Source organism: Streptomyces seoulensis (assembly GCF_022846655.1).
Lineage (GTDB): Bacteria > Actinomycetota > Actinomycetes > Streptomycetales > Streptomycetaceae > Streptomyces.
Genome location: NZ_AP025667.1, coordinates 285,001 through 309,807 on the forward strand (window position 1 = coordinate 285,001; position 24,807 = coordinate 309,807).

A 24,807-nucleotide genomic window follows, 5' to 3' on the forward strand; every position below is an offset into this window, starting at 1 on the left:
AGGCCAAACCGTATACGTGTGAGACCCGGCAGGGGTTGCGTGTACGGGGTTGTGGGATCTCTCTTCTGTCGTCTGCCGGCGACAGGACGAGTCAGAAACCGTTGATGTAGGCGAAGGACATGCGAAAGGTCCGGCGTAGAGGGTAAGACCCCCGTAGTCGAAACATCAGCGGCTCGTTTGAGAGACACCCAAGTAGCACGGGGCCCGAGAAATCCCGTGTGAATCTGGCGGGACCACCCGCTAAGCCTAAATATTCCCTGGTGACCGATAGCGGATAGTACCGTGAGGGAATGGTGAAAAGTACCGCGGGAGCGGAGTGAAATAGTACCTGAAACCGTGTGCCTACAAGCCGTGGGAGCGTCGGATATGTGCTTGCACATATCTCGTGACTGCGTGCCTTTTGAAGAATGAGCCTGCGAGTTTGCGGTGTGTTGCGAGGTTAACCCGTGTGGGGAAGCCGTAGCGAAAGCGAGTCCGAATAGGGCGATTCAGTAGCACGCTCAAGACCCGAAGCGGAGTGATCTAGCCATGGGCAGGTTGAAGCGGAGGTAAGACTTCGTGGAGGACCGAACCCACCAGGGTTGAAAACCTGGGGGATGACCTGTGGTTAGGGGTGAAAGGCCAATCAAACTCCGTGATAGCTGGTTCTCCCCGAAATGCATTTAGGTGCAGCGTCGTGTGTTTCTTGCCGGAGGTAGAGCACTGGATAGGCGATGGGCCCTACCGGGTTACTGACCTTAGCCAAACTCCGAATGCCGGTAAGTGAGAGCACGGCAGTGAGACTGTGGGGGATAAGCTCCATGGTCGAGAGGGAAACAGCCCAGAGCATCGACTAAGGCCCCTAAGCGTACGCTAAGTGGGAAAGGATGTGGAGTCGCAGAGACAACCAGGAGGTTGGCTTAGAAGCAGCCACCCTTGAAAGAGTGCGTAATAGCTCACTGGTCTAGTGATTCCGCGCCGACAATGTAGCGGGGCTCAAGCGTACCGCCGAAGTCGTGTCATTGCAGCAATAAGCCCCAACGGGTGCTGTGATGGGTAGGGGAGCGTCGTGTGCCGGGTGAAGCAGCCGCGGAAGCGAGTTGTGGACGGTTCACGAGTGAGAATGCAGGCATGAGTAGCGATACACACGTGAGAAACGTGTGCGCCGATTGACTAAGGGTTCCTGGGTCAAGCTGATCTGCCCAGGGTAAGTCGGGACCTAAGGCGAGGCCGACAGGCGTAGTCGATGGATAACCGGTTGATATTCCGGTACCCGCTGTGAAGCGTCAAACATCGAGCATCGTGATGCTAAGGCCGTGAAGCCGTTCCGGACCCTTCGGGGAAAGGAAAGTGGTGGAGCCGCCGGCCCAAGCGGTTAGTAGGTGAGTGATGGGGTGACGCAGGAAGGTAGTCCAGCCCAGGCGATGGTAGTCCTGGGGTAAGGGTGTAGGACGTTGTCCAGGTAAATCCGGGCAACACATAGTCTGAGACCTGATGCCGAGCCGATTGTGGTGAAGTGGATGATCCTATGCTGTCGAGAAAAGCCTCTAGCGAGTTTCATGGCGGCCCGTACCCTAAACCGACTCAGGTGGTCAGGTAGAGAATACCGAGGCGTTCGGGTGAACTATGGTTAAGGAACTCGGCAAAATGCCCCCGTAACTTCGGGAGAAGGGGGGCCATCACTGGTGATCCGATTTACTCGGTGAGCTGGGGGTGGCCGCAGAGACCAGCGAGAAGCGACTGTTTACTAAAAACACAGGTCCGTGCGAAGCCGTAAGGCGATGTATACGGACTGACGCCTGCCCGGTGCTGGAACGTTAAGGGGACCGGTTAGCTCTGTTTCGACAGGGCGAAGCTGAGAACTTAAGCGCCAGTAAACGGCGGTGGTAACTATAACCATCCTAAGGTAGCGAAATTCCTTGTCGGGTAAGTTCCGACCTGCACGAATGGCGTAACGACTTCTCGACTGTCTCAACCATAGGCCCGGTGAAATTGCACTACGAGTAAAGATGCTCGTTTCGCGCAGCAGGACGGAAAGACCCCGGGACCTTTACTACAGTTTGATATTGGTGTTCGGTTCGGCTTGTGTAGGATAGCTGGGAGACTGTGAACTCTGGACGCCAGTTCAGGGGGAGTCGTCGTTGAAATACCAGTCTGGTCGTGCTGGATGTCTAACCTGGGTCCGTGATCCGGATCAGGGACAGTGTCTGATGGGTAGTTTAACTGGGGCGGTTGCCTCCTAAAGAGTAACGGAGGCGCCCAAAGGTTCCCTCAGCCTGGTTGGCAATCAGGTGTTGAGTGTAAGTGCACAAGGGAGCTTGACTGTGAGACCGACGGGTCGAGCAGGGACGAAAGTCGGGACTAGTGATCCGGCGGTGGCTTGTGGAAGCGCCGTCGCTCAACGGATAAAAGGTACCCCGGGGATAACAGGCTGATCTTCCCCAAGAGTCCATATCGACGGGATGGTTTGGCACCTCGATGTCGGCTCGTCGCATCCTGGGGCTGGAGTCGGTCCCAAGGGTTGGGCTGTTCGCCCATTAAAGCGGTACGCGAGCTGGGTTTAGAACGTCGTGAGACAGTTCGGTCCCTATCCGCTGTGCGCGTAGGAATATTGAGAAGGGCTGTCCCTAGTACGAGAGGACCGGGACGGACGAACCTCTGGTGTGCCAGTTGTCCTGCCAAGGGCATGGCTGGTTGGCTACGTTCGGGAGGGATAACCGCTGAAAGCATCTAAGCGGGAAGCCTGCTTCGAGATGAGTATTCCCACCTCCTTGAGAGGGTAAGGCTCCCAGTAGACGACTGGGTTGATAGGCCAGATATGGAAGCCTGGTAACGGGTGAAGTTGACTGGTACTAATAGGCCGAGGGCTTGTCCTCAGTTGCTCGCGTCCACTGTGTTGGTTCTGAAACCACGAACAGCATCCATGTGCCACACATGGGTTTTGGCTGAAACAGTTTCATAGTGTTTCGGTGGTCATAGCGTGAGGGAAACGCCCGGTTACATTCCGAACCCGGAAGCTAAGCCTCACAGCGCCGATGGTACTGCAGGGGGGACCCTGTGGGAGAGTAGGACGCCGCCGAACAAATTTTATGGGAAACCCCCGCACCATTTGGTGCGGGGGTTTTCTGCGTTCCGGACCTTTTTCAGAAACTGGCGTCCGCTGTTTCCACGACGCCGGCCTCGCGGCCCGGTGCGCTGTGGAACTTCCAGTACAGGTTGGTGTGGGCGATGACCTTGTCCGGGGTCGGGGCGCCGAACTGGGTCAGGTCCTCGGTCGTGTGGGCGTCGGTGACCAGGGTGGCGTCGTAGCCCCGGGTGATCGCGCCGTGCAGCGTCGAGCGGATGCAGATGTCCGTCTGGGCGCCCGCGACGACGATGCGGCCCACCTTGCGGTCCCCGAGTACGGACTCCAGGTCCGTGGCCTCGAAGGAGTCCGGGTAGTTCTTGGGGACCAGGGGCTCGTCGTCCTGGCGCTTCAGCTCGGGGACGTACTCCCACTGGGCGCTGCCCTGGGGCAGGCCCTCGTCCGAATGCTGAATCCAGATCACGGGTACGGCGGCCGTGCGGGCCTTGTCGAGCAGCGAGGCGATGTTCGCGATCACCTGGTCGCGGTTGTGGGCACCCGCCATGACCCCGTTCTGGACGTCGATGACGAGGAGGGCCGTGTTCGGGCGGTCGGGGAGGGTTGTCATGAGGGTCACTGTAGGGGCGTACTACCGTGGGGCGCATGGGAGTTGTGGTTGGTCAGGGGTATGTGGTCCGGGCGGTACGGGAGCAGGAGTGGGGGGATGTGAAGCGGTTGCGGCTGGATGCCCTGCGGGACCCGGTCGCTCATCTCGCGTTTCTGGAGACGTACGAGGATGCCGCCGCCAAGCCGGATTCGTTCTGGCAGGAGCGGACCGCCGCGGCCGGCACCGAAGGCAATGGTGTGCGGCAGTTCGTGGCCGAGGCGCCCGGTGGAGGTTGGGCCGGGTCGGTCACCGTGCTCCTGGAGGAGGGCGGCAGTGAGGACTGGGCCGGGCATGCGGTCGAGCGGAGGCAGGGGCATGTCGTCGGGGTGTTCGTGCGGGCCGAGCACCGGGGGAACGGGCTGATCCAGGAGCTGCTGGACGCGGGCGTGGCGTGGGCCTGGGAGCAGGAGGCCGAGCGGGTGCGGCTCTTCGTGCACGCCGACAATCCGCGGGCTCAGGGGGCCTACCTGCGGGCCGGGTTCAAGCCGACCGGGCTCGTCGTGTCGTTCTCGAAGAACGAGGACGAGCGGGAGCTGGAGCTCGTTCTAGACCGGTAGGTCCTCGTGTGGCCAGCGGGCGCGGCCCTGTTCGCGGGAGCGGAGCAGGGCGAGGGTGGGGAGGCCCTGGGCGGTACCGCTGCTGAGCAGCTCGGGGAGCTGGGGGACGGGGGCCACCGCGGCGATGTCGTCGAGGACCAGGGTGAGTGGTGGGTCGAGCCGACCGGAGGATGACCGTTCGGCCATGCGCCGGCCGTGCTCGACCACGCTGGAGACGAGGGCCGTCAGCAGGGGCATCGCGCCCGGCCGTGTCCTGGGGTCCTCGATGGGTTCACCGACCACATAAAGCGTGCCCCCTTCGCTGACGAAGGAATCCAGGGCGATCGTGTCGGTTCGGTGTGGGGTGCATGACTCCCGGATGTTGACCGTGAGGAGCGCGGACAGTGCGCGGCTCGTCAACTCCTGGGCGATGTCCCGGCGTTCCGGGTGCGAGGTGAGCGCGGCCTCGAGCTCGCCCGCGGAGCCCGGGGCGGCCTTGGGGTGGGTGCGCAGGGTGCGTACCGCGTCCTGGATCTGGGTGCCCTGGGCCCAGCGGTGGACGTGGCGGACGGTGCGGCCGTCCAGCGCGGCGGCGTGCAGGTAGCTGCGCAGCAGGGTCGTGGCGGTGTCGGTGACGGCCTGGTCGATGCGGGCTGTGGGCCGGACGGGGGCGAGGAGTGCCGTCGCCCGGCTCAGCGCCGTGGGCCGGTCCTCGCAGCCCGCCGTGGGGGACCAGTGCAGGCGGGCCGGGGTGTCGCAGCGGTGGGTGGGGTCGTAGAGGAGGACGGGGCCGAGCTTGGCCCGCGCGTCCTTGGTGTCCTGCCACAGGGCCGGGTTCGAGGTGACGACCAGTGCGGGGCCGGGGGCGTCCTGGAGGGCCGTGGTGGCGCGGGCTTGGCGGGTCTCGGGGGCGCCGTAGAGCAGCGGGCCCTGGGCGGCCGGAGGTTCGGCCGGGACGTGTTCGACTGCGGGCTCGGGCGGTGCTGCCGGGGCCGGCTGTTCGGTGCGGGGTTCCGGCACCTCGTGCTGCCGCTCCGGCTCCGGCTTCGGCTCCGGCTCCGGCTTCGTCGGCTCGGGCGGCGCGGTGACCCGGCGTACCCGGCCCGCGCGCCAGCGGGCGATCGTGCCGAGGACGAAGACGGTCAGGACGAGCAGGATCAGCAACTGGCCGATGAACAGGCCCCAGAAGAGGCCCCAGCCGGGGAGCTGGGCCGGTGGGGTGTCGGGCCAGGCGCCGGCGATGTCGTGGGGGCGGCCGATGAGGTGGCGTATGGCCAGCGGGGTGCGGGTGAAGGTGAGCGGGGCGGGCCAGCCGCCCCGGGCGAAGAGGGCGGCCAGGCCCGTGGCCGTCCACACCAGTACCGTCATGCCGAGGAGGAAGCCGAGCAGGCCGACCAGCAGGCCGTCCGGGATTCCGCCGCTCTGGCCGGCGCTTCCGGATTCCCGGCCGCCCCGCTCGTCCGCTCGCACCCGCTTCTCCCTATGCCACCGTCGACTCTGAGTCGCCCAGATGCTGTTCCACGAAGGCCGCGGCCCGCTGTTCGGCCTCCAGCTCGGCGGCGCGCAGGGCGTCGTCGGCCGCCAGGTCGTCGGAGGACTGGGTCATCGCCCGGTCGGTGAAGACCAGGTTGCGCTCCGTCTCCGTGACCAGGTGTTTGACCACCTGGACGTTGCCGTTGACGTCCCAGACCGCGATGCCGGGGGTGAGCGTCGGGATGATCTCGACGGCCCAGCGCGGCAGGCCGAGTACCCGGCCGGTCGCTCTGGCCTCGTCGGCCTTCTGGGCGTAGATGGTCCTGGTGGAGGCCATCTTGAGGATCGCGGCCGCCTCCTTCGCCGCCGCGCCGTCGACCACGTCGGAGAGGTGGTGGACGACGGCGACGAAGGACAGGCCGAGGCGGCGGCCGAACTTCAGCAGCCGCTGGAACAACTGGGCCACGAACGGGCTGTTGATGATGTGCCAGGCTTCCTCGACCAGGAAGATGCGCTTCTTGCGGTCGGGCCTGATCCATGTGTGCTCCAGCCACACGCCGACGATCGCCATGAGGATCGGCATGGCGATGGAGTTGCGGTCGATGTGGGAGAGGTCGAAGACGATCAGCGGGGCGTCCAGGTCGATGCCGACCGTGGTCGGACCGTCGAACATGCCGCGCAGGTCGCCGTCGACCAGCCGGTCGATGACCAGGGCGACGTCCAGGCCCCAGGCGCGTACGTCGTCTATGGCGACGTTCATCGCCTCGGCGGACTCCGGCTCGGGGTGGCGGAGTTGCTCGACGATGTCCATGAGGACGGGCTGGCGGTCGACGATGGTCTCGTTGACGTAGGAGTGGGCGACCTTCAGGGCGAAGCCGGAGCGTTCGTCCAGGCCGTGGCCGAGCGCGACCTCGATGATCGTGCGGAGCAGCGCGAGCTGGCCCGTGGTGGTGATCGCGGGGTCGAGCGGGTTGAGGCGGATGCCGTGGTTGAGGGCGGCGGTCGGGTCGAGCCGGATGGGGGTTATCCCCAGCTCCTCCGCGATGAGGTTCCATTCGCCGACGCCGTCCTCGCCCTGGGCGTCCAGGACGACGACCTGGCGGTCCTTGAAGCGGAGCTGGCGCAGGACGTACGTCTTCTCCAGCGCCGACTTGCCGTTGCCGGACTCGCCGAGGACCAGCCAGTGCGGGGCGGGGAGCTGCTGGCCGTACAACTGGAAGGGGTCGTAGATGTAGCCCTTCCCGGAGTAGACCTCGCGGCCGATGATGACGCCGGAGTCGCCGAGGCCGGGGGCGGCCGTCGGCAGGTAGACCGCCTGGGCCTGGCCGGTGGAGGTGCGCACCGGGAGCCGGGTGGTCTCGACCTTCCCGAAGAGGAAGGACGTGAAGGCGTCGGTGAGGACGGACAGCGGATCTCGCATGGAGAGCCTCTACCTTCGGATGCCGGTGGCGAACGGGAGGGTGTTCACGAACGCGCGGTGGTGCTCGCGGTCGCACCACTCCAGCTTCAGGTACGACTTGCCCGCCGAGGCGCGGATGGTGCGCTTGTCGCGGTTGAGCGCCTCGGGGGAGCGGGCGGAGACGGTGATGTAGCCGACGAGGTTGACGCCGGCGGCGCCGCTGGCGAGGTCCTCGCCGCGCTGGTCGAGGCGGGAGTTCGCGGCGACGTCGCGCGGGTCGACGGTGCGGTTCATCTTGGCGGCGCGGGACGCCTCGGCCTCGTCGTTGGTCTTCTCCGTCAGCATGCGCTCGATGGCGACCTCGGTGGGTTCGAGGTCCATGGTGACGGCGACGGTGCGGATCACGTCCGGGGTGTGGACGAGGAGGGGGGCGAGGAAGTTGACGCCGACGGGGGTCATCGGCCACTCCTTCACCCAGGCGGTGGCGTGGCACCAGGGGGCGCGGGTGGTGGACTCGCGGGTCTTGGCCTGGAGGTAGGTGGGCTCCATGGCGTTCAGCTCGGCCGGCCAGGCGTTGCGCTGGGTCATGGCCTGGATGTGGTCGATGGGGTGGTCCGGGTCGTACATGGAGTGGATCAGGGAGGACAGGCGGCCCTGGCCGAGGGGCTGGCGTACCCGGATGTCGGCTTCCTGCAGGCGGGAGCAGATGTCGGTGAGCTCGCGGGCCATGACGATGGCGAGTCCGGCGTCGCGGTCGAGCTTGCGGCCGGCCTGGGGGCGGGCGGCGCGGGCCATGGCGTGGGCCTCGGCGGCCAGGTCGCGGCTGTAGCTCATGCAGGCCACGAGGTAGGCGCGGTGCTGCTCGCTGCTGGTGGACACCATGGACTGGAGCTGGTCGTAGGAGCTCTGGAGCCACTCGGGGGAGCGGCCGTCGCCGCGCAGTACGACGTCCTTGGCGTGGGCGTCGGGGTCGGCGGGCAGGGTGCGGGCCAGCATCTGGATGCGGGTGACGAAGCCGTCGCCGTTGGCCACGTGCTTGAGGAGGGTGCCGAAGCGGTCGACGAGGGCTTCCTGGTCCTCGGAGTCGCGCAGGCCGACGCCGGGGCCCTCGATCTCGATGGCGGCGGTGACGGTCTTGCGGTCGGCGTGCAGCAGTACGGCGATCTCGTCGGGGCCGAAGGGGGCGGCGAGCCAGGTGATGCGGCCGATGCCGGGGGGCGGGCCGATCTCGACCTCGCGGCCGTCGAGGCGGATGCCGGACTCCATGACGGGGGAGCGGTAGACGGCGGCGCGCTTGACGGTGCGCTTGTAGGAGCGGTTGATCTCGAACCACTTGTAGAAGGTGCGGCGCTTGTACGGCACGTAGACCGCGGCGATCGCGAGCATCGGGAAGCCGCTCAGGAGCGCGATGCGCAGGGGGAGGGCGGGGACGAGGAGGCCGCACATCATGCCGAGGAACGCGCCGACGACGATCAGGGCGATCTCGCCGGACTCGCGGTTGCGGCCGATGATCGCGTTGGGCCGGGCGCGGCCGATGAGATACGTACGGCGGGGCGTGACCGGATGGGACATGTGGGCCTCGGTCGTCAACGCCCTTCACCTCCAGAGCGGTTGGTGCTGCTGTTGCGGGTGTTGCTTGCGTGCGGGGTGTTGGCGGGGCTGGGGGCGCGGGGCGCGGGGGCGGCGGTGCCGCCGCTCTGGGGGGTGCGGCCGCTGTGGGCGGCGACGCCGCCGCTGGCCGGGTTGGCGGGGCGGGGGGTGCTCGCGCTCTGGCCGCCGCCGCCCGCGTTGCTGTCGGCGCGGGTGCTGTGGGTCTTGATGCCCTGGGCGACGAGGGTGGCGGGGGAGCTGATGACGGCGGCGGCCTTGCCCTCGGCGCCCTGCATGATGCGGTTGTTGCGGGAGCCGGCGATCTCGTCGCCGAAGCCGGGGACGAAGCGGTAGATCATCGCGCTGGCGAAGATGGCGAGCAGGATGATGGAGAGGCCGGAGACGACGGCGCCGAAGGCGTCGGGGCCGTTGTCGCCGGAGAGGGCGCCGGCCAGGCCGAGGACGATCACGATGACCGGTTTGACCATGATGACGGCGATCATGATGCCGGCCCAGCGGCGGACGTGGCCCCACAGGTTCTTGTCGACGAGGCCCGCGTAGACGACGGTGCCGAGGAGGGCGCCGACGTAGAGCAGGGCGGCGCGGATGACCAGTTCGAGCCAGAGGACGCCTGCGGCGAGGATGCTGACCAGGGAGACGACGATCAGCATGATCGGGCCGCCGCCGATGTCGTCGCCCTTGTTCAGGGCGGCGGAGAAGGTGCCGAAGAAGGTGTCGGCCTGGTCGCCGGTGGCTTTCGCCAGTACGTCGGTGACGCCGTCCGCGGCGGAGACGACGGTGTAGAGGATCAGGGGGGTGAAGGCGGAGGCCAGCACCGTGAGCCAGAGGAAGCCGACGGCTTCGGAGATGGCGGTGGTGAGGGGGACGCCTCGTACCGCCCGCTTGGCGACCGCCAGGAGCCACAGGACGAGGGTGAGGATGGTGGAGGCGGCGAAGACCACGGCGTACTGCTGGAGGAACTTCGGGTTCGTGAAGTCGACGTTCGCCGTCTCCTTCACCGCGTCACTGAGCTTGCCGATGGTCCAGGACGCGGCGTCCGCACAGCCCTTGGCCAGGGAGGAGAGGGGGTCGAGGGAGGAGGTGAGGGGGTTGTCGGGGGTGAGGCCCTTGCGGGAGGTTCCGCCGCCGCTGCTGTCCTTGTCGCAGAAGTCGCGCGCCGCGCCGTGGATCAGGTCGCAGGGGTCGTTGCTCTTCGTGGGCTTCGGGCTGGGTGCCGCGAAGGCCCGGGTGGCCGTGAGGACGGCCGCGGTCTGGGCGGCGCCGACGATGCCGGCCAAGGTGAGTACGCGGCGATCAGCGCGCATAGGTGAACCCTCCGTACTCCTCGACCGTCTTCGACATGTCGTCCGCGCTGGAAGCCTTGTCGTCGCCGGGGACCGGTGCCGGTCCTTCCGTCTGGGAATGCGTGATGATCTTCCAGTCACCGGCTGCCCACTGGAGCTTCATCGTGATGGTGAACCAGCTATTGGTGACCGGGTTGGTGGACTTGCTGCCCGCCAGCCCCAGCAGCCCGCTGCACCAGACCGCGACCGTGGCGGTGTCGCCGCCGGACTCGGTGACCTTGGTGCCGATCGGGCTCGTGCGTGAGACGAAGGTGGACCCGTTCGGGGCGGCGCCGTCGGCGCTCAGGCCGAGGCTCTGATTGAAGGCGGTCGTGTATGCCTGGTCCATCTCCGCCTTCGAACTCGTCACCCTGGACGGGGTCATGACGGTCTGGAGGACGGAGTCACGCCGGGCCTTGTTGAACATCTCCGCCGACCCCAGCGCCACCGCATAGTTGGCCGCCGCACTCTCCGCCCCCTGTTTCGTGTGGGGGAAGTTCGTCGGGATGCCGTTCTGCTTGGTGGGTACCGGGGTTTCGCCCGAGGCGGCCGTGGGGGCCGCGGCCGCGTGTTCGGGGCCCTTGGCGGGGCTTTTCGCCGCGGGGGAGTTGTCGCGGTTGGCGAAGGCGATGGCTGCGATGAGGAGGACCACCACGCCGACGACCGTGATGAGGCTGCGGGAGGAGGAGCGGGGGGTGCGGCGGGGGGCGCCGCCGTAGGGGTCGCCGCCGGGCAGGTGGGTGCGGGTCTGCCCGGTGTCGGGATAGCCGTGCTCGCCTGAGGTGCTCATGCCGCGTACGCCCTCTCCGCCTCGTGTTCATACGACGGTAGCCGGGCTGGTTCTCGCGCGGGCGCGGTGTGGTGACTCGACATCAGGGAAACGCAACCTCAGCCGGTGGACACGACGGACGGGTGGGGGACGGGGTGTCAGACAGCCATGCCGTACACGATGGTGAACAGCGTGCCGAGGGAGCCGATGATGAAGACCCCGGTGAGACCCGCGATGATGAGTCCCTTGCCCTGTTCCGCGCTGAAGGTGTCCCGCAGTGCGGTGGCGCCGATGCGCTGTTTGGCCGCGCCCCAGATGGCGATGCCGAGGCAGAGCAGGATGGCGACGGCCATCACCACCTCGATCATCACCTTCGCTTCGTTGCCCAGGCTGCCGAAAGGCCCCCAGTCCGGAGCGATCCCGCCGATGATGGTGTTGATGTCTCCCTTGTCGGCCGCAAAGAGCATGTAAGTCACCGCCCCTGGTGGGTAGTTGTGCCGCTCCTCTGCGGTGTGCAGAGGTCAGGACTCATTGTCGCCGACAACGTCGCCTTCGTATGTCGACTTGGCGGCATTCACTGGCGGGTCTCGTGCATTCGGCGCGTACGGTCACTCTGTGTATCACGGCAGGTCACGCCGGGCAATGACGCGGGAGCGAAACCTGTGGCGTGGTTCCGTCGTTGGGCCCTCTTACGGCCCTTCGGCTCCCGGCGCGGTTTCTGACGGCCGGTCGGGTGAGACGTCGAGACGATGTTCTCACGCGGTGTCAGCGGGGCTTGAGTCCGTGCAGCAGCAGGTGGACGTGGGTGTCGAGCCCAGCCAGGGCCTCCTCGGCGTCCAGGGCGCAGCCGGCGATGAGCGCGGCGAGGCCGTGCAGGCTCGCGGCGGCGACGAGGGTGATGCGCTCGGGGTCGCCCCGGACGATCTCGCCGCGCTCCTGGGCGTCGGCGAAGGTGCGGGTGAGGGCGCCGAAGGACTGGTCGACGGCGGCGGCGAGCCGGTCGGAGCTGTCGGGGTCGTGCTTGCGCGCGAACATCAGCTCCAGCAGTTCGGGGTTGTCCACCGCGAAGCCGAGGTAGGCGCGGGCCAGGGCGGTCATGCGCTGCTCGAAGTCCGCGTCGTGGCCGTCGGCGCCCGCCGCGGACAGGGCCTGGTCGAGGCGCTGGTAGCCGTCGAGGGCGAGGGCATCGAGGAGGGCCTGCTTGTCCTTGAAGTGGCGGCCGGGAGCGGCGTGGCTGACGCCGGTGGCGCGGGCCAGCTCGCGCAGGGAGAGGGCGCCGGCGCCCTTCTCGCGCAGCGTGCGTTCGGCGCTCTCCAGGAGGGCGGCGCGCAGGTCGCCGTGGTGGTACGGGCGGCTCGTGGGGATGCGCGGCATGGGGGTCATCGTATCCCGATGTTGTCGGCGCCAGCTTTGTTTACGGTGGCTGCATTGTTGTCGTTGACATCATTGTTGGCGTTGCCTACATTGTGGTCATGGCCGAGACGAGCGGAGCGCGCGCTGCGCGCCAGTGGAATGTGGACCGTATGCCCGCGCTGAGCGGCCGTACGGCCGTGGTGACGGGCGCCAACAGCGGGATCGGCTTCGTCGCCGCCGCCGCGCTGGCCCGGGCGGGCGCGCACGTGGTGTTCGCGGTGCGGGACCTGGCGCGGGGCGCCGCCGCCGCGGGGCGGGCGGGCGGCAGCACCGAGGTGCGCCGGCTCGACCTGGCGGACCTGGACTCGGTGCGTGAGTTCGCCGAGGGCTGGGACCGCCCGCTGGACCTGCTGGTGAACAACGCCGGCGTGATGATGCTCCCCGAGGGGCGGACCAAGCAGGGCTTCGAGACCCAGTTCGGCACCAACCACCTCGGGCACTTCGCCCTGACCAACCTGCTGCTGCCCCATGTCACCGACCGCGTGGTGACCGTCTCCTCGGGCCTGCACCGGGGCGGCGACGGCCGGATCAGCTTCGACGACGTGAACCTGCGCGGCCGCTACACCCCGACCCGCGCCTACGCCCAGTCCAAATTGGCCAACCTCCTCTTCACTCTTGAACTCCAGCGGCGTCTGGCCGAGGCGGGTTCGCCGGTGCGCGCCCTCGCGGCCCACCCCGGCTACGCGGCCACCAACCTTCAGAGCCATGCCGCGAGCCCGCTGGCCCGTGCCTTCATGGGCATCGGCAACAAGGTGTTCGCCCAGGACGACAAGGGCGGCGCTCTGCCCACCCTGTACGCGGCCACCGAGGACCTGCCCGGCGCTTCCTACGTCGGCCCCGGCGGCCTCGGCGAGATGCGCGGCGCCCCCGCGCTGGTCGGCCGCAGCGCGGCGGCGAGCGATCCGGTGGCGGCCCGGCGGCTGTGGACGCTGTCGGAGGAGCTGACCGGGGTGACCTGGGGGCTCACGGCACCCGCGACCGGGGACGTTGACAGGGTGTGACCGCCGGGCGGGCGGAGCGTGACCGGCGCCGCTAGGCTGGACGGCACTTCGGCCGACCGTGGCTGGCACGACGGCGGTTCGTACGGCAGTGGTGCGCACCGCAGTGGTTCGTGCGGCAGCGGTTCGCAGGAGAATCCCGGCGAGGTCCGGGCAGGTTTCTCACCCTGGGCGGAGGGAGTGAGGACTGATGAAGCGCGGATCGGGCGACCCGGTCAGTTCGCGGCCCGCACTGCTGGGCGCGGTGGTGATGCTCGCCCTGACCTCGGCCTCGGTGGCGGCGGCCGATGACGGCCGCGGCCCGCTGGAGGTGACCGTGACGGCGTCCGCCGACGCGCGGACCGCACGGGTCGGCGCGCTTTTCGGCGCGGACGGCGCCGGACGGCCCGAGCACGGCCACTTCTGCACCGCCTCGGTCGTGCACAGCCCCGGCCGCGATCTCCTCGTCACCGCCGCGCACTGCGTGACCCGTGCCGACGGGAAGCTGTTCTTCGCGCCGGGCTACCGGGACGGCAGGGCGCCGTACGGGATGTGGCCGGTGCGCGGGCGGGTGGTGCCCGCGGAGTGGACGGCGGACCGGGACGAGGACAGTGACGTGGCCTTCGCGCACGTCGCCGAGGTGGACGGCAGGCGGGTCGAGGACGTGGTCGGCGCGAACCGGTTCACCAGCGGGACCGTGACCGGCGCGACGGCCGTCACCCTCGTGGGTCAGCCCGACGCCCGTGAGGCGCCGGTCATGTGCACCGACCGGCCGGTGGCGCGGGGCCGTACCCAACAGCGCGTGCACTGCCCCGGCTTCACGGCCGGGACCAGCGGCAGCCCGTGGGTGAACGGGGCCGGGCAGGTGGTCGGGGTGCTCGGCGGACACGAGCAGGGCGGTTCGACGGCGGACGTCTCCTACAGCGTGGTGCTGGGGGGCCGGGCCGCCGCGCTGTACCGGACGGCCATCGGGTCCTGAAAGGGCGTCGGACCGGTCACGGATAGGCCGAATTGTTGGCCTGCGGGGCGGGCGCGGGTCCAAAGGTGCCTTGAACCGGCCGGTTATGGGGGAGGGTTGACCCGTGCGCAAAGTATGGGTGGCCGGGGGCGCCGCGATCGGGCTCGGCCTGAGCTTCGTGATGCTGCTCGTCGTCGGGGTGTACATCGTCGCGGGCAACCTCGCCGGCGGTGTCGCCGCCGGCGGCGTCGGGCTGGCCAAGGGTGCCGTGCCGGCGGCGTACCAGACGCTGGTGCAGAAGTGGGGCAACCTCTGTCCCGCCATCAACCCCGCGCTGCTGGCGGCCCAGTTGTACCAGGAGAGCGGGTTCAACCCCGGTGCCCGCAGTCCCGCCAAGGCGCAGGGGATAGCGCAGTTCATCCCCGGCACCTGGGCCACCCACGGGGTGGACGGGGACGGCGACGGGGACCGGGACGTGTGGGACCCCGACGACGCGATCCCCTCGGCCGCCTCCTACGACTGCGAACTGGCCAAGTACGTCAAGGACGTTCCCGGTGACGTCTCGGCCAACATGCTGGCCGCCTACAACGCGGGCGCGTACGCGGTCATCCGGTACGGGGGTGTGCCGCCGTACCGGGAGACCCGGAACTACGTGAAGACGATCACGACGCTCTCCAAGAGCTTCGCCGCGCCGGTCGCCCGGGTCGACCCCTCCCGGCAGGCCGCCGGGGCCATCGCCTACGCGCAGAGCAAGCTCGGCACCCCCTACCTGTGGGGCGGCACCGGTACGGCCGCGCAGAGCGGGCGGTTCGACTGCTCGGGGCTGACCCAGGCGTCGTACGACAGTGTCGGGATCAAGCTGCCGCGCGTGGCGAACGACCAGTACAACGCGGGTCCGCATCCCGCGCGGAACGAACTGCTCCCCGGTGACCTGGTCTTCTTCTCGCACGACCCGGCCGACTCGCGGGCCATCCACCACGTGGGCATCTACGTGGGCGGCGGCTACATGATCGACGCGCCGCGCACGGGCGCGGTGATCCGGTTCGACCCGATCGACGGTGTCGACTACTTCGGTGCCACCCGGGTCACCGAGGATGGCGCGAAAGCGCTCCCCACCCGTGTGTAGCGGAGCGTCAACCCACCCCCTGAGCTGCGCGTACGGGTATCTCTTCGATAACGTCTGAGTGATCATTCGGTGGAGGGTGGAACGTATTCACAGGTGCTGTGCGTTCCTGTTCACGTAGCCGAGCAGACGTCAGTGCGCCAGTGCAACGGAAGCGGATCTACGACCCACGGGGGGTTGGCGCGACGCACACTGGGTGCGTCCGGTAAGACGACGAAGGGGCCGCAGCACCATGGCTGTACTCGCCGAATCCGGATCTAACCCCGACGTCGAGCTGCTCTATGACATCAACGGCCTGGCGAAGGCCGCTCCGCACTGGTTCGACCGGGTCATGGAGTTCGTCGGCGAGTACGGGCTGCCGGTCGCCATGGTCCTGCTGGTCCTGGCGTGCTGGCTGACGGTCAGGCGCAAGGGCGGTCCCGACGCGGTGTCCTCGGTGACCGCGCTGGTCTGGGCGCCGCTCGCGGCGGCCGTGGCCGTACTGGTGAACGTGCCCATCCGGGGCTTCGTGGAGCGGCCCCGCCCCTTCATGGACCACCAGGGGCTCGACGTCCTCATCGCGGGCAAGAGCGACTACTCATTCGTCAGCGACCACGCGACGATCACCATGGCGCTCGGTGTCGGCCTCTTCGTCGCCAACCGCCGCTTCGGCATCGCCGGTATCGCGCTCGCCCTGCTGGAGGGCTTCTGCCGGGTCTTCATGGGCGTGCACTACCCGACCGACGTGATCGGCGGCTTCGCCCTCGGTACGGCGGTCGCGCTGCTGCTGTCCCCGCCCGCCACGGCGCTGCTCACCCCGCTGGTGCGGGCCATCGCCCGTTCCCCCCGCGCGGGGAGGCTGGTGAGCGCCGGTCCGGTGGGCGGTGAGCGCGGCGACGCGCTGTTCTCCGGCGGGCGAGAGCCGGCCGGGTCGGGGGAGAAGGACCTGGCCGCCTAGGGCCCGTTGATCCTGGAGAAGGCCGCGGCGACGGGTTCGCCGCGGCCTTCTCGTGTGTCACAGCCCCTGCGGACGGCCCTGTCTCACAGCTCCTGCGTCAGAGCCCCTGTGTCACAGCCCCTGGGCGTAGCCGAAGAAGCGGTCGGGGTCGTACCGCTTCTTCACCTCGCCGAGCCGGGCGCCCGCGCTGCCGTAGTAGGCCCGGCGCCAGTCGGTCAGCGCGGGGTCGGTGTAGTTCTGGTAGGCGGCGCCCGAGGCGTGGGGGCGCATCGCGGTGTGGGTGGAGGCCAGCCAGGAGCGGGCGGCCGTGCCGGAGGTGCCCGCGTCCCAGGAGGCGAGGTACTGGGCCAGCATCCGGGAGCGGCGGTGCACGAAGGCGGTCGCGTCGGGGGAGACCCGGTTGACGGCGCCGCCCAGCGCGGTGAGCGCCACACTGCCCGCGCCGCCGGACATCGCGCCGACCCGCTTCAGCAGGGTCGCGACGCCCGCCGCGGACAGTGAGCGGTCGAAGAAGTCGGAGCGGGCCGCGTAGGTCTCCCGGCCGAGGGCGCCGCGTGGGGAGCGGCCGGGGGCGGTGCCGGGCAGGTGGCACTGGGCGTCGGTGGCGAAGGCCGAGCAGCCGGCGTAGACCTCCATCGCCTCCTCGTAGCCCCGGCTCCGGATGCTGACCGCCGAGGCGTCGGCGCCCGCGCGGTGGGCGAGGCGGTCCACGGCGTTCTCCAGGTCGCCCCGGGTGCCGAGCGAGAAGCAGGAGACGGAGACGGTCGGGGTGCGGCCCCGGTCGCGTTCCAGGTGCAGCGCGGACCAGATCTCGTCGGGCTGGGCGGGCCCCCACTCCTGCCAGGCCCGGAGCACCGCCGCCGCCCGTGCCGACGGCCAGCGCAGGGAGGCGGTCACCGCCCGCGGGGCGGGGTGGGTGGTGAAGCGCAGCTCGGTGACGACGCCGAAGTTGCCGTTGCCCGCGCCACGCAGCGCCCAGAACAGGTCGGGGTGTTCGCGGGCGTCGGTGGTGAGGGTGCGGCCGTCCGCCGTTACCAGGGTGGCCTGGGTGAGGTTGTCGCAGGTCAGGCCGTAGGCGCGGGAGGCGACGCCGTGGCCGCCGCCGAGGACCAGGCCGGATATGCCGACCGTGGGGCAGGAGCCCGCCGGTATGGTCGCGCCCTTGGCGGCCAGCGTCCGGTACACGTCGATCAGCTTGGCCCCCGCGCCCACCACGGCGTGCCCGCCCGAGGCGCTCACCCGGTTCAGGGCGGACACGTCGACGATCAGGCGGCCGTCGCCGGAGGAGTAACCGGCGTAGGAGTGGCCGCCGTTGCGGATGGCCACCTTGATCCGGCGGGCACGGGCGTACGCCAGCAGGGTGCGGATGTCGGCCGGGTGCGCGGCGTAGGCGACGGCGGCGGGGCGCAGGGTGTCGAAGCGGGTGTTGTAGAGGCGGCGGGCCGGGGTCCAGGACGCGTCGCCGGGGCGGACGAGGGTGCCGTCGAGGTCGCGGGCGAGGGCGGCCCAGTCGGCGGCGGCCTTCGCGGACGCGGTCCGGGTGGCGGTGGTGAGCTGCCGGGAGGCGGACCCGGAGCTTGAGGGGCCCGGCCGGGCGGAGGCCCCGTCGCCCGGTGCGCATGCGGTGAGCGCGGTGAGGGCGGTGGCGCCGCCCGTGAGAAACGTCCGCCGGTCCATGTCCGTCGCCCTTCTCGGCCGTACCGGGCCGGGTGGCCCTTCCTGGAGCCAGACGGCGGGTTGGGGGCCGGGGTTCCGGCGAGGGGCGAGAACGCGTCACGCGCGGGCGCGGGCCGGGACCTGAGCGTGTCCTGGCCGTGAGCGTTCCGTCACCTCACCGGGCCGACGGCAGGGGTTCACCCCTCGTTCACTTCGGGCCATCGGCGGCTTCACCTGTTCTGCCTAATTTCGGCCGTAGCCGGTGCGGAGTGCGGACAGGATGCACTCGCGTACCAACCCGACATCGCACGCCGCCCTTCGCGGCGGCTCCTGGAAGGAACTTCCGAACGTGAAGCTTCAGCGCAAGAACCGGCTGCGCGCCCTCTCGCTCGGTGCGGTCGCCGTCTCCGGTGCCCTGGCCCTGACGGCGTGCGGTTCCGACGACACGGGCACGAAGACGGGCGGCGGCTCGTCCTCGGCCGCCGCCGGGTCGGTCAAGTGCGACGGTGCCAAGGGACAGCTCCTGGCCGACGGCTCCTCGGCGCAGAAGAACGCGATCGACGCGTGGGTGAAGAACTTCTCCCAGGCGTGCGGCGTGCAGATCAACTACAAGGGCGCCGGTTCGGGCGCCGGTGTCACGTCCTTCAACCAGGGCCAGATCGCGTTCGCCGGCTCCGACTCCGCGCTGAAGCCGGAGGAGGTCGTCGCCTCCAAGAAGGTCTGCAAGGGCGGCCAGGGCATCGACCTGCCGATGGTCGGCGGCCCGATCGCGCTCGGCTACAACGTGCCCGGCGTCGACGACCTGGTGCTGGACGCCCCGACGCTCGCCAAGATCTTCGACAGCAAGATCCAGAAGTGGAACGACCCGGCGATCAAGAAGCTGAACCCCTCGGCGAAGCTGCCCGACCTGAAGATCCAGGCGTTCCACCGCTCCGAGGACTCCGGCACCACGGACAACTTCACCAAGTACCTGATCGCCACCACCCCGGACAACTGGAAGTACGAGGGCGGCAAGGCGTGGCAGGCCAAGGGCGGCCAGGCGGCCTCCGGGTCGGCCGGTGTGGCCCAGGGCGTCAAGCAGAACCAGGGCGCGATCGGCTACTTCGAGCTGTCCTACGCCAAGGACATGACCACCGTGGCCATCGCCACCGGTGCCAAGACCCCGGTGAAGCCCTCCACCGACTCCGCCACCGCCGACATCGCGGCCGCCAAGGTCGTCGGCACCGGCCAGGACCTCGCCCTCCAGCTCGACTACAAGACCAAGGCCGAGGGCGCCTACCCGCTCACCCTGGTCACGTACGAGATCGTCTGCGACAAGGGCAACAAGCCCGAGACGCTGGCCGCGACCAAGGCGTTCCTGCGCTACCTCGCCAGTGAGGACGGCCAGAAGGTCCTCGTGGAGAACGACTACGCGCCCATCCCCGAAGAGATCATCGCCAAGGTCCGCACGACCGTCGACGGCCTGAGCTGACCCGATTCCGAGTGTGCGCACCGGCCCCGCTCGTGGGGGCCGGGCGCACCGTCCGGTGCACCGCCGCCCGGAGCCGTACCCCGCGTACGGCTCCTGCGAGCCGCCCCGCGCGGCTCAGCAGACCGGAGAACCCGATGGACATATCGACGACAACCGACGTACCCCCGCCCGCACAGCGGCCGGACGCCGAGCAACGGCGGACGGCCCGCGGCGTGACCCGCCCCGGTGACCGGATCTTCCTGGCCCTGTCCCGCGGCTCGGGCATCCTGCTGCTGGTGATCATGGCCGCGATCGCGGTCTTCCTCACCTACCGCGCGTGCCTGGCGATCAGCGCCGACCACGGCAACTTCCTGACCACCTTCGAGTGGAACACCAACACCGAGCCGCCGGTCTTCGGCATCGCGGTGCTGGCCTTCGGCACGGTCGTCTCGGCGGTCGTCGCCATGGCGCTGGCGCTGCCGGTCGCGGTCGCCATCGCGCTGTTCCTCACCCACTACGCCCCGCGCCGGCTGAGCGGCCCGATCGCCTACGTGATCGACCTGCTCGCCGCCGTGCCCTCGATCGTCTACGGCCTGTGGGGCGCCCTGATCCTGGTCCCGCACATGCAGGGCCTGTACGGCTGGCTGGACCGGTTCCTCGGCTGGACCGGGATCTTCGCCTGGAACGGCGGCGCCCCGCGCGCGATGCTCACCGTCGGCATCCTGCTGGCGATCATGATCCTGCCGATCATCACCAACGTGAGCCGCGAGGTCTTCCGCCAGGTGCCCCGGATGCACGAGGAGGCCGTGCTCGCCCTCGGCGCCACCCGCTGGGAGGTCGTCCGCATGGCGGTGCTGCCCTTCGGGCGCTCCGGCGTGATCTCCGCCGCGATGCTCGGTCTCGGCCGGGCGCTGGGCGAGACGATGGCGGTGGCCACCGTGCTCTCCCCGAGCTACGACATCCAGGCCAGCCTGCTCGACCCCGGCGGCGGCACCTTCGCCCAGAACATCGCCTCCAAGTTCGGCGAGGCGTCCGTGCAGGGCCGGGACGCGCTGATCGCCTCCGGTCTGGTCCTGTTCGTCATCACCCTGCTGGTCAACGGCGCGGCCCGCGCGATCATCGCCCGCCGCAAGGAGTACTCGGGGGCCAACGCATGAGCACCGCACTGAATCCCCGCGACGGCGCCGGTGTGCGGCGCGGCGCCGGGCTGCCGAAGTGGTCCCTGTGGGCCGTCGCGGCCGGTTCCGTCGCCGCGGCCGTGGGCATCGGGCTCGTGGCCGGCCTCACCAGCCGCGTCCAGTGGGGCCTGATCGCCGCGCTGCTGTTCGTCCTCGGCACCTATGTGGTCGCCGCCCGCGCGGAGGGCCGCCGCCAGGCCAAGGACCGGGTCGCGACCGCACTGGTCTGGGTGGCGTTCCTGCTGGCCGTCGTCCCGCTGGTGTCGCTGGTCTGGACGACCGTCTCGCGCGGGGTGAAGGTCCTCGACGGCTACTTCCTCAGCCACTCCATGGGCCTGGTCGCCGACTCCGAGCCCGGCGGCGGCATCTACCACGCGATCCTCGGCAGCCTGGAGCAGGTGGGCCTCGCCACCGCCATCGGCGCCCCGATCGGTGTGCTCACCGCGATCTACCTGGTGGAGTACGGCCGCGGCCGGCTCGCCCTGGCGGTGACCTTCTTCGTCGACGTGATGACGGGCATCCCGTCCATCGTCGCGGGCCTGTTCATCCTCAGCCTGATGCTGATCCTCGACCTCCAGCCCTTCGGGTTCGCCGGTTCGCTGGCCCTGGCGATCCTGATGATGCCGGTGGTGGTGCGCTCCACCGAGGAGATGCTGAAGCTGGTCCCGAACGAACTGCGCGAGGCGTCCCTGGCGCTCGGCATCCCGAAGTGGCGGACCATCCTCAAGGTGGTCCTGCCGACCTCGCTCGGCGGCATCACGACCGGCGTCATGCTGGCCGTCGCCCGGATCGCGGGCGAGACCGCGCCGGTGCTGCTGCTGGTGTTCGGCAACCCCTTCATCAACGCCAACCCCTTCGAGGGCGCCCAGGCGTCGCTGCCGCTGTACATCTACCAGCAGTACGCGCAGAGCGCGGGCGCGGGCGCGGCCTACGACCGTGCCTGGGCCGCTTCGCTGACGCTGATCGCGTTCGTGATGATCCTCAACCTGGTGGCCCGCGGCATCGCCCGCTGGAAGGCCCCCACGACCGGTCGCTGACCGCGGCCCCCCTCAGTGACCGACTGGAAGTGAAGCAATGGCCAAGCGAATCGATGTGAGCGGACTCACCGCCTTCTACGGCTCACACAAGGCGATCGAGGACATCTCGATGACCGTGGAGCCGCGTTCGGTGACGGCGTTCATCGGCCCCTCCGGCTGCGGCAAGTCGACGTTCCTGCGCACCCTGAACCGGATGCACGAGGTGACCCCCGGCGGCCGGGTCGAGGGCAAGGTGCTGCTCGACGACGAGGACCTGTACGGCAGCGGCGTCGACCCGGTGTCGGTGCGGCGCGAGGTCGGCATGGTCTTCCAGCGCCCGAACCCGTTCCCGACCATGTCCATATTCGAGAACGTGGCGGCGGGCCTGCGCCTGAACGGCGGGTACCGCAAGAGCGAGCTGGACGACGTGGTGGAGAAGTCGCTGCGCGGCGCCAACCTGTGGAACGAGGTCAAGGACCGGCTGAACAAGCCCGGCTCCGGCCTCTCCGGCGGCCAGCAGCAGCGGCTGTGCATCGCGCGGGCCATCGCCGTGCAGCCCAGGGTGCTGCTGATGGACGAGCCCTGTTCCGCGCTCGACCCGATCTCCACCCTCGCGATCGAGGACCTGATCGGTGAGCTGAAGGAACGGTTCACGATCGTCATCGTGACCCACAACATGCAGCAGGCGGCGCGTGTCTCGGACCGTACGGCCTTCTTCAACCTCGCCGGGGTGGGGCAGCCGGGCCGGCTGGTGGAGATCGACGACACCGAGCGGATCTTCTCCAACCCCTCGGTGCAGGCCACGGAGGACTACATCTCGGGCCGCTTCGGCTGAGCCGGTGAGCCCCTCGTGGTGTTGCGTGGCGGTGCCACCGCGAGGATGCGGGAAGGGCCCGCTCCCGGTGATCCGGGGGCGGGCCCTTCTGCGTCGGCGGGGCGGTGCCTACAGCACGGCCAGGTTGACCAGCTCGAAGGCGCCCGCCGCGACCAGCGCGGCGGCCGGCATGGTGATGAACCAGCCGAGCACGATGTTCTTGGCGACGCCCCAGCGGACCGCGTTGACCCGCTTGGTCGCGCCCACACCCATGATCGCCGAGGTGATGACGTGGGTGGTGGAGATCGGCGCCTTGAACAGGAACGCCGTGGTGAACATGATCGACGCGCCGGTCGCCTCGGCGGCGAAGCCCTGCGGCGGGTCCAGCTCGATGATCTTGCGGCCCAGGGTGCGCATGATGCGCCAGCCGCCGGCGTAGGTGCCCAGCGACAGCATCAGCGCGCAGGAGATCTTGACCCAGACCGGGATCGGGTCGCCGAAGGTCTCGTTGCCGGAGATCACCAGGGCGAGCACCACGACACCCATGGTCTTCTGCGCGTCCTGGAGACCGTGGCCGAGCGCCATGCCCGCCGCCGACACCGTCTGGGCTATGCGGAAGCCGCGCTTGGCCTTGTGCGGGTTGGCCTTGCGGAACATCCACAGGATGGCCGTCATCACCAGGTAGCCGCCGATCAGACCGACGACCGGGGAGAGGAACATCGGGATGACGACCTTCTCGACCACCCCGCTCCACAGCACGTCGATGCCGCCCGCCAGCGCCGCGCCCACCATGCCGCCGAACAGCGCGTGGGAGGAGGACGAGGGCAGGCCGAAGTACCAGGTGGCGAGGTTCCAGACGATCGCGCCGATCAGCGCGGCGAAGAGGATGCCCATCCCCTTCGAACCGTGCGGGGTCTCGATCAGGCCCTCGGAGACGGTCTTGGCGACACCGGAGCCGAGGAAGGCACCGGCGAGGTTCATCACGGCCGCCATCGCCAGCGCCGCGCGCGGGGTCAGCGCGCGCGTCGACACCGAGGTGGCGATGGCGTTCGCGGAGTCGTGGAAGCCGTTCGTGTACGTGAAGATGAGCGCGACCCCGACGGTCACGATCAGAGCGAAGGTGTCCATCGACGCCTCAGGACTCCTTGACGGCGATGGTCTCCACCGTGTTCGCCACGTGCTCGAACGCGTCCGCCGCCTCTTCGAGCACGTCCACGACCTGCTTGAGCTTCAGCACCTCGATGGCGTCGTACTTGCCGTTGAAGAGCTGGGCGAGCAGCTTGCGGTGGATCTGGTCCGCCTGGTTCTCCAGACGGTTCACCTCGATCCAGTACTCGGTGAGGTTGGACATGGTGCGCAGGTTCGGCATCGCCTCCGCCGTCAGCACCGCGGCCCGTGCCAGCACCTCGATCTGCTGCTCGACGCCCTTCGGCAGCTCCTCGATGTTGTAGAGGACGACCAGATCGACGGCCTCCTCCATGAAGTCCATGATGTCGTCGAGCGACGAGGCCAGGTTGTAGATGTCCTCGCGGTCGAACGGCGTGATGAAGGAGGAATTGAGCTGGTGGAAGATCGCGTGCGTGGCGTCGTCACCGGCGTGTTCCGCGGCCCGCATACGCTCTGCGATCTCGGCCCGGGCGGAGGAGTCCGCCCCGAGCAGTTCCATCAGGAGCTTCGAGCCCGTGACGATGTTGTCCGCGGACGCGGCGAACATGTCGTAGAAGCTCGTCTCCCTGGGGGTCAGACGAAAGCGCACGTGTGGTCCTCGGGATGCTTTGGTTTCGGTCAGGCTGATGCTAGGCGCATCATCCGGCCACGGCTATCGGGCCATCCCCCAGTGTCGCCCATCGGGCACAGTGCTCGGCACGGGGGACCTTCGACCGGTCCGCTACCCCGCGAAGTTCGTTACGATATACCCACCAGGGGTATGCATCCCCGTCCGTCCCGAGATGGAGGCCCGCGATGACGACGACCGAGGCCGGCGCCACGCACGGTTACCACCACCAGAAGGACGAGCACCTCAAGCGCCTGCGCCGGATCGAGGGCCAGATCCGGGGGCTCCAGCGCATGGTGGAGGAGGACACGTACTGCATCGACATACTCACGCAGGTCTCCGCCTCCACCAAGGCCCTGCAGTCCTTCGCGCTGCAACTGCTGGAGGAGCACCTGCGGCACTGCGTCGCGGACGCGGCCGTCAAGGGCGGCGACGAGATCGACGCGAAGGTGGACGAGGCGACGAAGGCGATCGGGCGCCTGCTGCGCACCTGAGCCGGACCCGCGCCGTCCCGGCTAGGCGGCGGCTCCGCGCTCCTCGGTGACCCGGAGCACCTCGTCTATGCTCGCCAGGCTCAGCCGGTCCTCGGCGGCCGAGGCGGCGATGATCAGCTCGCCGCACAGTTCTATCTCGGCGAGGGCCACGTGGTCCTGCACCGCCGTACCGCCGACCGGAGCCACGCGCGTCACCT

Annotated in this window: 22 protein-coding genes and 2 rRNA genes (1 of these 24 only partly in view); 12 read left to right on the forward strand and 12 right to left on the reverse strand. The window is 69.1% G+C overall.

Annotation, left to right across the window (positions count from 1 at the left end; genetic code table 11):
• Together HEK131_RS01335 and rrf are read left to right on the forward strand one after the other, a co-directional pair.
• Positions 1-2,855 (forward strand): 23S ribosomal RNA (locus tag HEK131_RS01335); it begins 267 nt to the left of the window's first position.
• 89 nt (positions 2,856-2,944) lie between these two features.
• A 5S ribosomal RNA gene (gene rrf / locus HEK131_RS01340) occupies positions 2,945-3,061 on the forward strand.
• A 61-nt stretch (positions 3,062-3,122) separates the two neighbouring features.
• On the opposite strand, the gene HEK131_RS01345 is transcribed toward rrf, so the two are convergent.
• Complete coding sequence (locus HEK131_RS01345; protein WP_244333344.1) at positions 3,123-3,671, reverse strand: cysteine hydrolase family protein; 549 nt, start codon at positions 3,669-3,671, stop codon at positions 3,123-3,125.
• Positions 3,672-3,706: 35 nt separating this feature from the next.
• Between HEK131_RS01345 and HEK131_RS01350 the strand changes: the two genes are divergently transcribed.
• The gene (locus HEK131_RS01350) at positions 3,707-4,267 is read left to right on the forward strand and encodes a GNAT family N-acetyltransferase (protein WP_244333347.1); all 561 of its coding nucleotides are present in this window, start codon (positions 3,707-3,709) and stop codon (positions 4,265-4,267) included.
• On the opposite strand, the gene HEK131_RS01355 is transcribed toward HEK131_RS01350, so the two are convergent.
• From HEK131_RS01355 to HEK131_RS01385, 7 genes are all read right to left on the reverse strand, one after another.
• Entirely contained in the window at positions 4,256-5,716 is a 1,461-nt protein-coding gene (locus tag HEK131_RS01355; protein WP_244333349.1) for a type IV secretory system conjugative DNA transfer family protein, read from the reverse strand. The two genes, HEK131_RS01350 and HEK131_RS01355, sit on opposite strands and share 12 nt — an antisense overlap.
• 10 nt (positions 5,717-5,726) lie before the next feature.
• Positions 5,727-7,139, reverse strand: a complete 1,413-nt coding sequence (locus HEK131_RS01360; protein WP_161148786.1) for an ATP-binding protein — start codon at positions 7,137-7,139, stop codon at positions 5,727-5,729.
• A 9-nt stretch (positions 7,140-7,148) separates the two neighbouring features.
• Positions 7,149-8,690, reverse strand: coding sequence for an SCO6880 family protein (locus HEK131_RS01365; protein ID WP_374201422.1), 1,542 nt, complete (start codon positions 8,688-8,690; stop codon positions 7,149-7,151).
• A 14-nt stretch (positions 8,691-8,704) separates the two neighbouring features.
• Positions 8,705-10,033 carry a hypothetical protein gene (locus HEK131_RS01370; RefSeq protein WP_244333351.1) on the reverse strand — a complete coding sequence of 443 codons (1,329 nt, stop codon included), beginning with the start codon at positions 10,031-10,033 and terminating at the stop codon, positions 8,705-8,707.
• The gene (locus HEK131_RS01375) at positions 10,023-10,841 is read right to left on the reverse strand and encodes a hypothetical protein (RefSeq protein ID WP_244333354.1); all 819 of its coding nucleotides are present in this window, start codon (positions 10,839-10,841) and stop codon (positions 10,023-10,025) included. The genes HEK131_RS01370 and HEK131_RS01375 overlap by 11 nt, the downstream gene beginning before the upstream one ends.
• A 137-nt stretch (positions 10,842-10,978) precedes the next feature.
• Positions 10,979-11,287, reverse strand: coding sequence for a hypothetical protein (locus HEK131_RS01380; protein WP_003991275.1), 309 nt, complete (start codon positions 11,285-11,287; stop codon positions 10,979-10,981).
• Positions 11,288-11,585: 298 nt separating this feature from the next.
• Entirely contained in the window at positions 11,586-12,194 is a 609-nt protein-coding gene (locus HEK131_RS01385; RefSeq protein ID WP_217461466.1) for a TetR/AcrR family transcriptional regulator, read from the reverse strand.
• 98 nt (positions 12,195-12,292) lie between these two features.
• Between HEK131_RS01385 and HEK131_RS01390 the strand changes: the two genes are divergently transcribed.
• The 4 genes from HEK131_RS01390 to HEK131_RS01405 all read left to right on the forward strand — a co-directional run bounded on the left by HEK131_RS01390 (position 12,293) and on the right by HEK131_RS01405 (position 16,228).
• On the forward strand, positions 12,293-13,234 hold the full coding sequence (locus tag HEK131_RS01390; protein WP_244333356.1) for an oxidoreductase: 942 nt from the start codon (positions 12,293-12,295) through the stop codon (positions 13,232-13,234).
• Positions 13,235-13,421: 187 nt separating this feature from the next.
• The gene (locus HEK131_RS01395) at positions 13,422-14,189 is read left to right on the forward strand and encodes a trypsin-like serine peptidase (RefSeq protein ID WP_244333359.1); all 768 of its coding nucleotides are present in this window, start codon (positions 13,422-13,424) and stop codon (positions 14,187-14,189) included.
• A gap of 160 nt (positions 14,190-14,349) precedes the next feature.
• A complete protein-coding gene (locus tag HEK131_RS01400; protein WP_217461496.1) occupies positions 14,350-15,294 on the forward strand; it encodes an NlpC/P60 family protein in 945 nt (314 codons plus the stop codon).
• Positions 15,295-15,523: 229 nt separating this feature from the next.
• Complete coding sequence (locus HEK131_RS01405) at positions 15,524-16,228, forward strand: phosphatase PAP2 family protein (protein WP_161149250.1); 705 nt, start codon at positions 15,524-15,526, stop codon at positions 16,226-16,228.
• Positions 16,229-16,339: 111 nt separating this feature from the next.
• On the opposite strand, the gene HEK131_RS01410 is transcribed toward HEK131_RS01405, so the two are convergent.
• Positions 16,340-17,905, reverse strand: a complete 1,566-nt coding sequence (locus HEK131_RS01410; protein ID WP_244333360.1) for an FAD-binding oxidoreductase — start codon at positions 17,903-17,905, stop codon at positions 16,340-16,342.
• 328 nt (positions 17,906-18,233) lie between these two features.
• Between HEK131_RS01410 and pstS the strand changes: the two genes are divergently transcribed.
• The 4 genes from pstS (at position 18,234) to pstB (ending at position 22,363) form a co-directional block, all read left to right on the forward strand.
• The gene (pstS, locus tag HEK131_RS01415) at positions 18,234-19,355 is read left to right on the forward strand and encodes a phosphate ABC transporter substrate-binding protein PstS (protein WP_244333361.1); all 1,122 of its coding nucleotides are present in this window, start codon (positions 18,234-18,236) and stop codon (positions 19,353-19,355) included.
• Positions 19,356-19,489: 134 nt separating this feature from the next.
• Positions 19,490-20,491, forward strand: coding sequence for a phosphate ABC transporter permease subunit PstC (gene pstC / locus HEK131_RS01420; protein ID WP_244333363.1), 1,002 nt, complete (start codon positions 19,490-19,492; stop codon positions 20,489-20,491).
• Positions 20,488-21,549: a phosphate ABC transporter permease PstA gene (pstA, locus tag HEK131_RS01425; protein WP_244333365.1), complete on the forward strand. Its 1,062-nt coding sequence runs from the start codon at positions 20,488-20,490 to the stop codon at positions 21,547-21,549. Before pstC ends, pstA begins: the two co-directional genes overlap by 4 nt.
• A 37-nt stretch (positions 21,550-21,586) precedes the next feature.
• Positions 21,587-22,363 carry a phosphate ABC transporter ATP-binding protein PstB gene (gene pstB, locus HEK131_RS01430; protein ID WP_217461458.1) on the forward strand — a complete coding sequence of 259 codons (777 nt, stop codon included), beginning with the start codon at positions 21,587-21,589 and terminating at the stop codon, positions 22,361-22,363.
• A gap of 108 nt (positions 22,364-22,471) precedes the next feature.
• Here the strand turns inward: pstB and HEK131_RS01435 are convergent, their stop codons facing one another.
• Together HEK131_RS01435 and HEK131_RS01440 are read right to left on the reverse strand one after the other, a co-directional pair.
• Positions 22,472-23,470, reverse strand: coding sequence for an inorganic phosphate transporter (locus HEK131_RS01435; protein WP_217461457.1), 999 nt, complete (start codon positions 23,468-23,470; stop codon positions 22,472-22,474).
• Positions 23,471-23,477: 7 nt separating this feature from the next.
• A complete protein-coding gene (locus HEK131_RS01440) occupies positions 23,478-24,098 on the reverse strand; it encodes a DUF47 domain-containing protein (protein ID WP_030804247.1) in 621 nt (206 codons plus the stop codon).
• A gap of 206 nt (positions 24,099-24,304) precedes the next feature.
• On the opposite strand from HEK131_RS01440, the gene HEK131_RS01445 reads away from it, so the two are divergent.
• Positions 24,305-24,610 carry a metal-sensitive transcriptional regulator gene (locus HEK131_RS01445; RefSeq protein WP_161149243.1) on the forward strand — a complete coding sequence of 102 codons (306 nt, stop codon included), beginning with the start codon at positions 24,305-24,307 and terminating at the stop codon, positions 24,608-24,610.
• A 21-nt stretch (positions 24,611-24,631) separates the two neighbouring features.
• Here the strand turns inward: HEK131_RS01445 and HEK131_RS01450 are convergent, their stop codons facing one another.
• Positions 24,632-24,796: a hypothetical protein gene (locus tag HEK131_RS01450; protein WP_165507347.1), complete on the reverse strand. Its 165-nt coding sequence runs from the start codon at positions 24,794-24,796 to the stop codon at positions 24,632-24,634.
• Between the last annotated feature and the right edge of the window lie 11 nt (positions 24,797-24,807).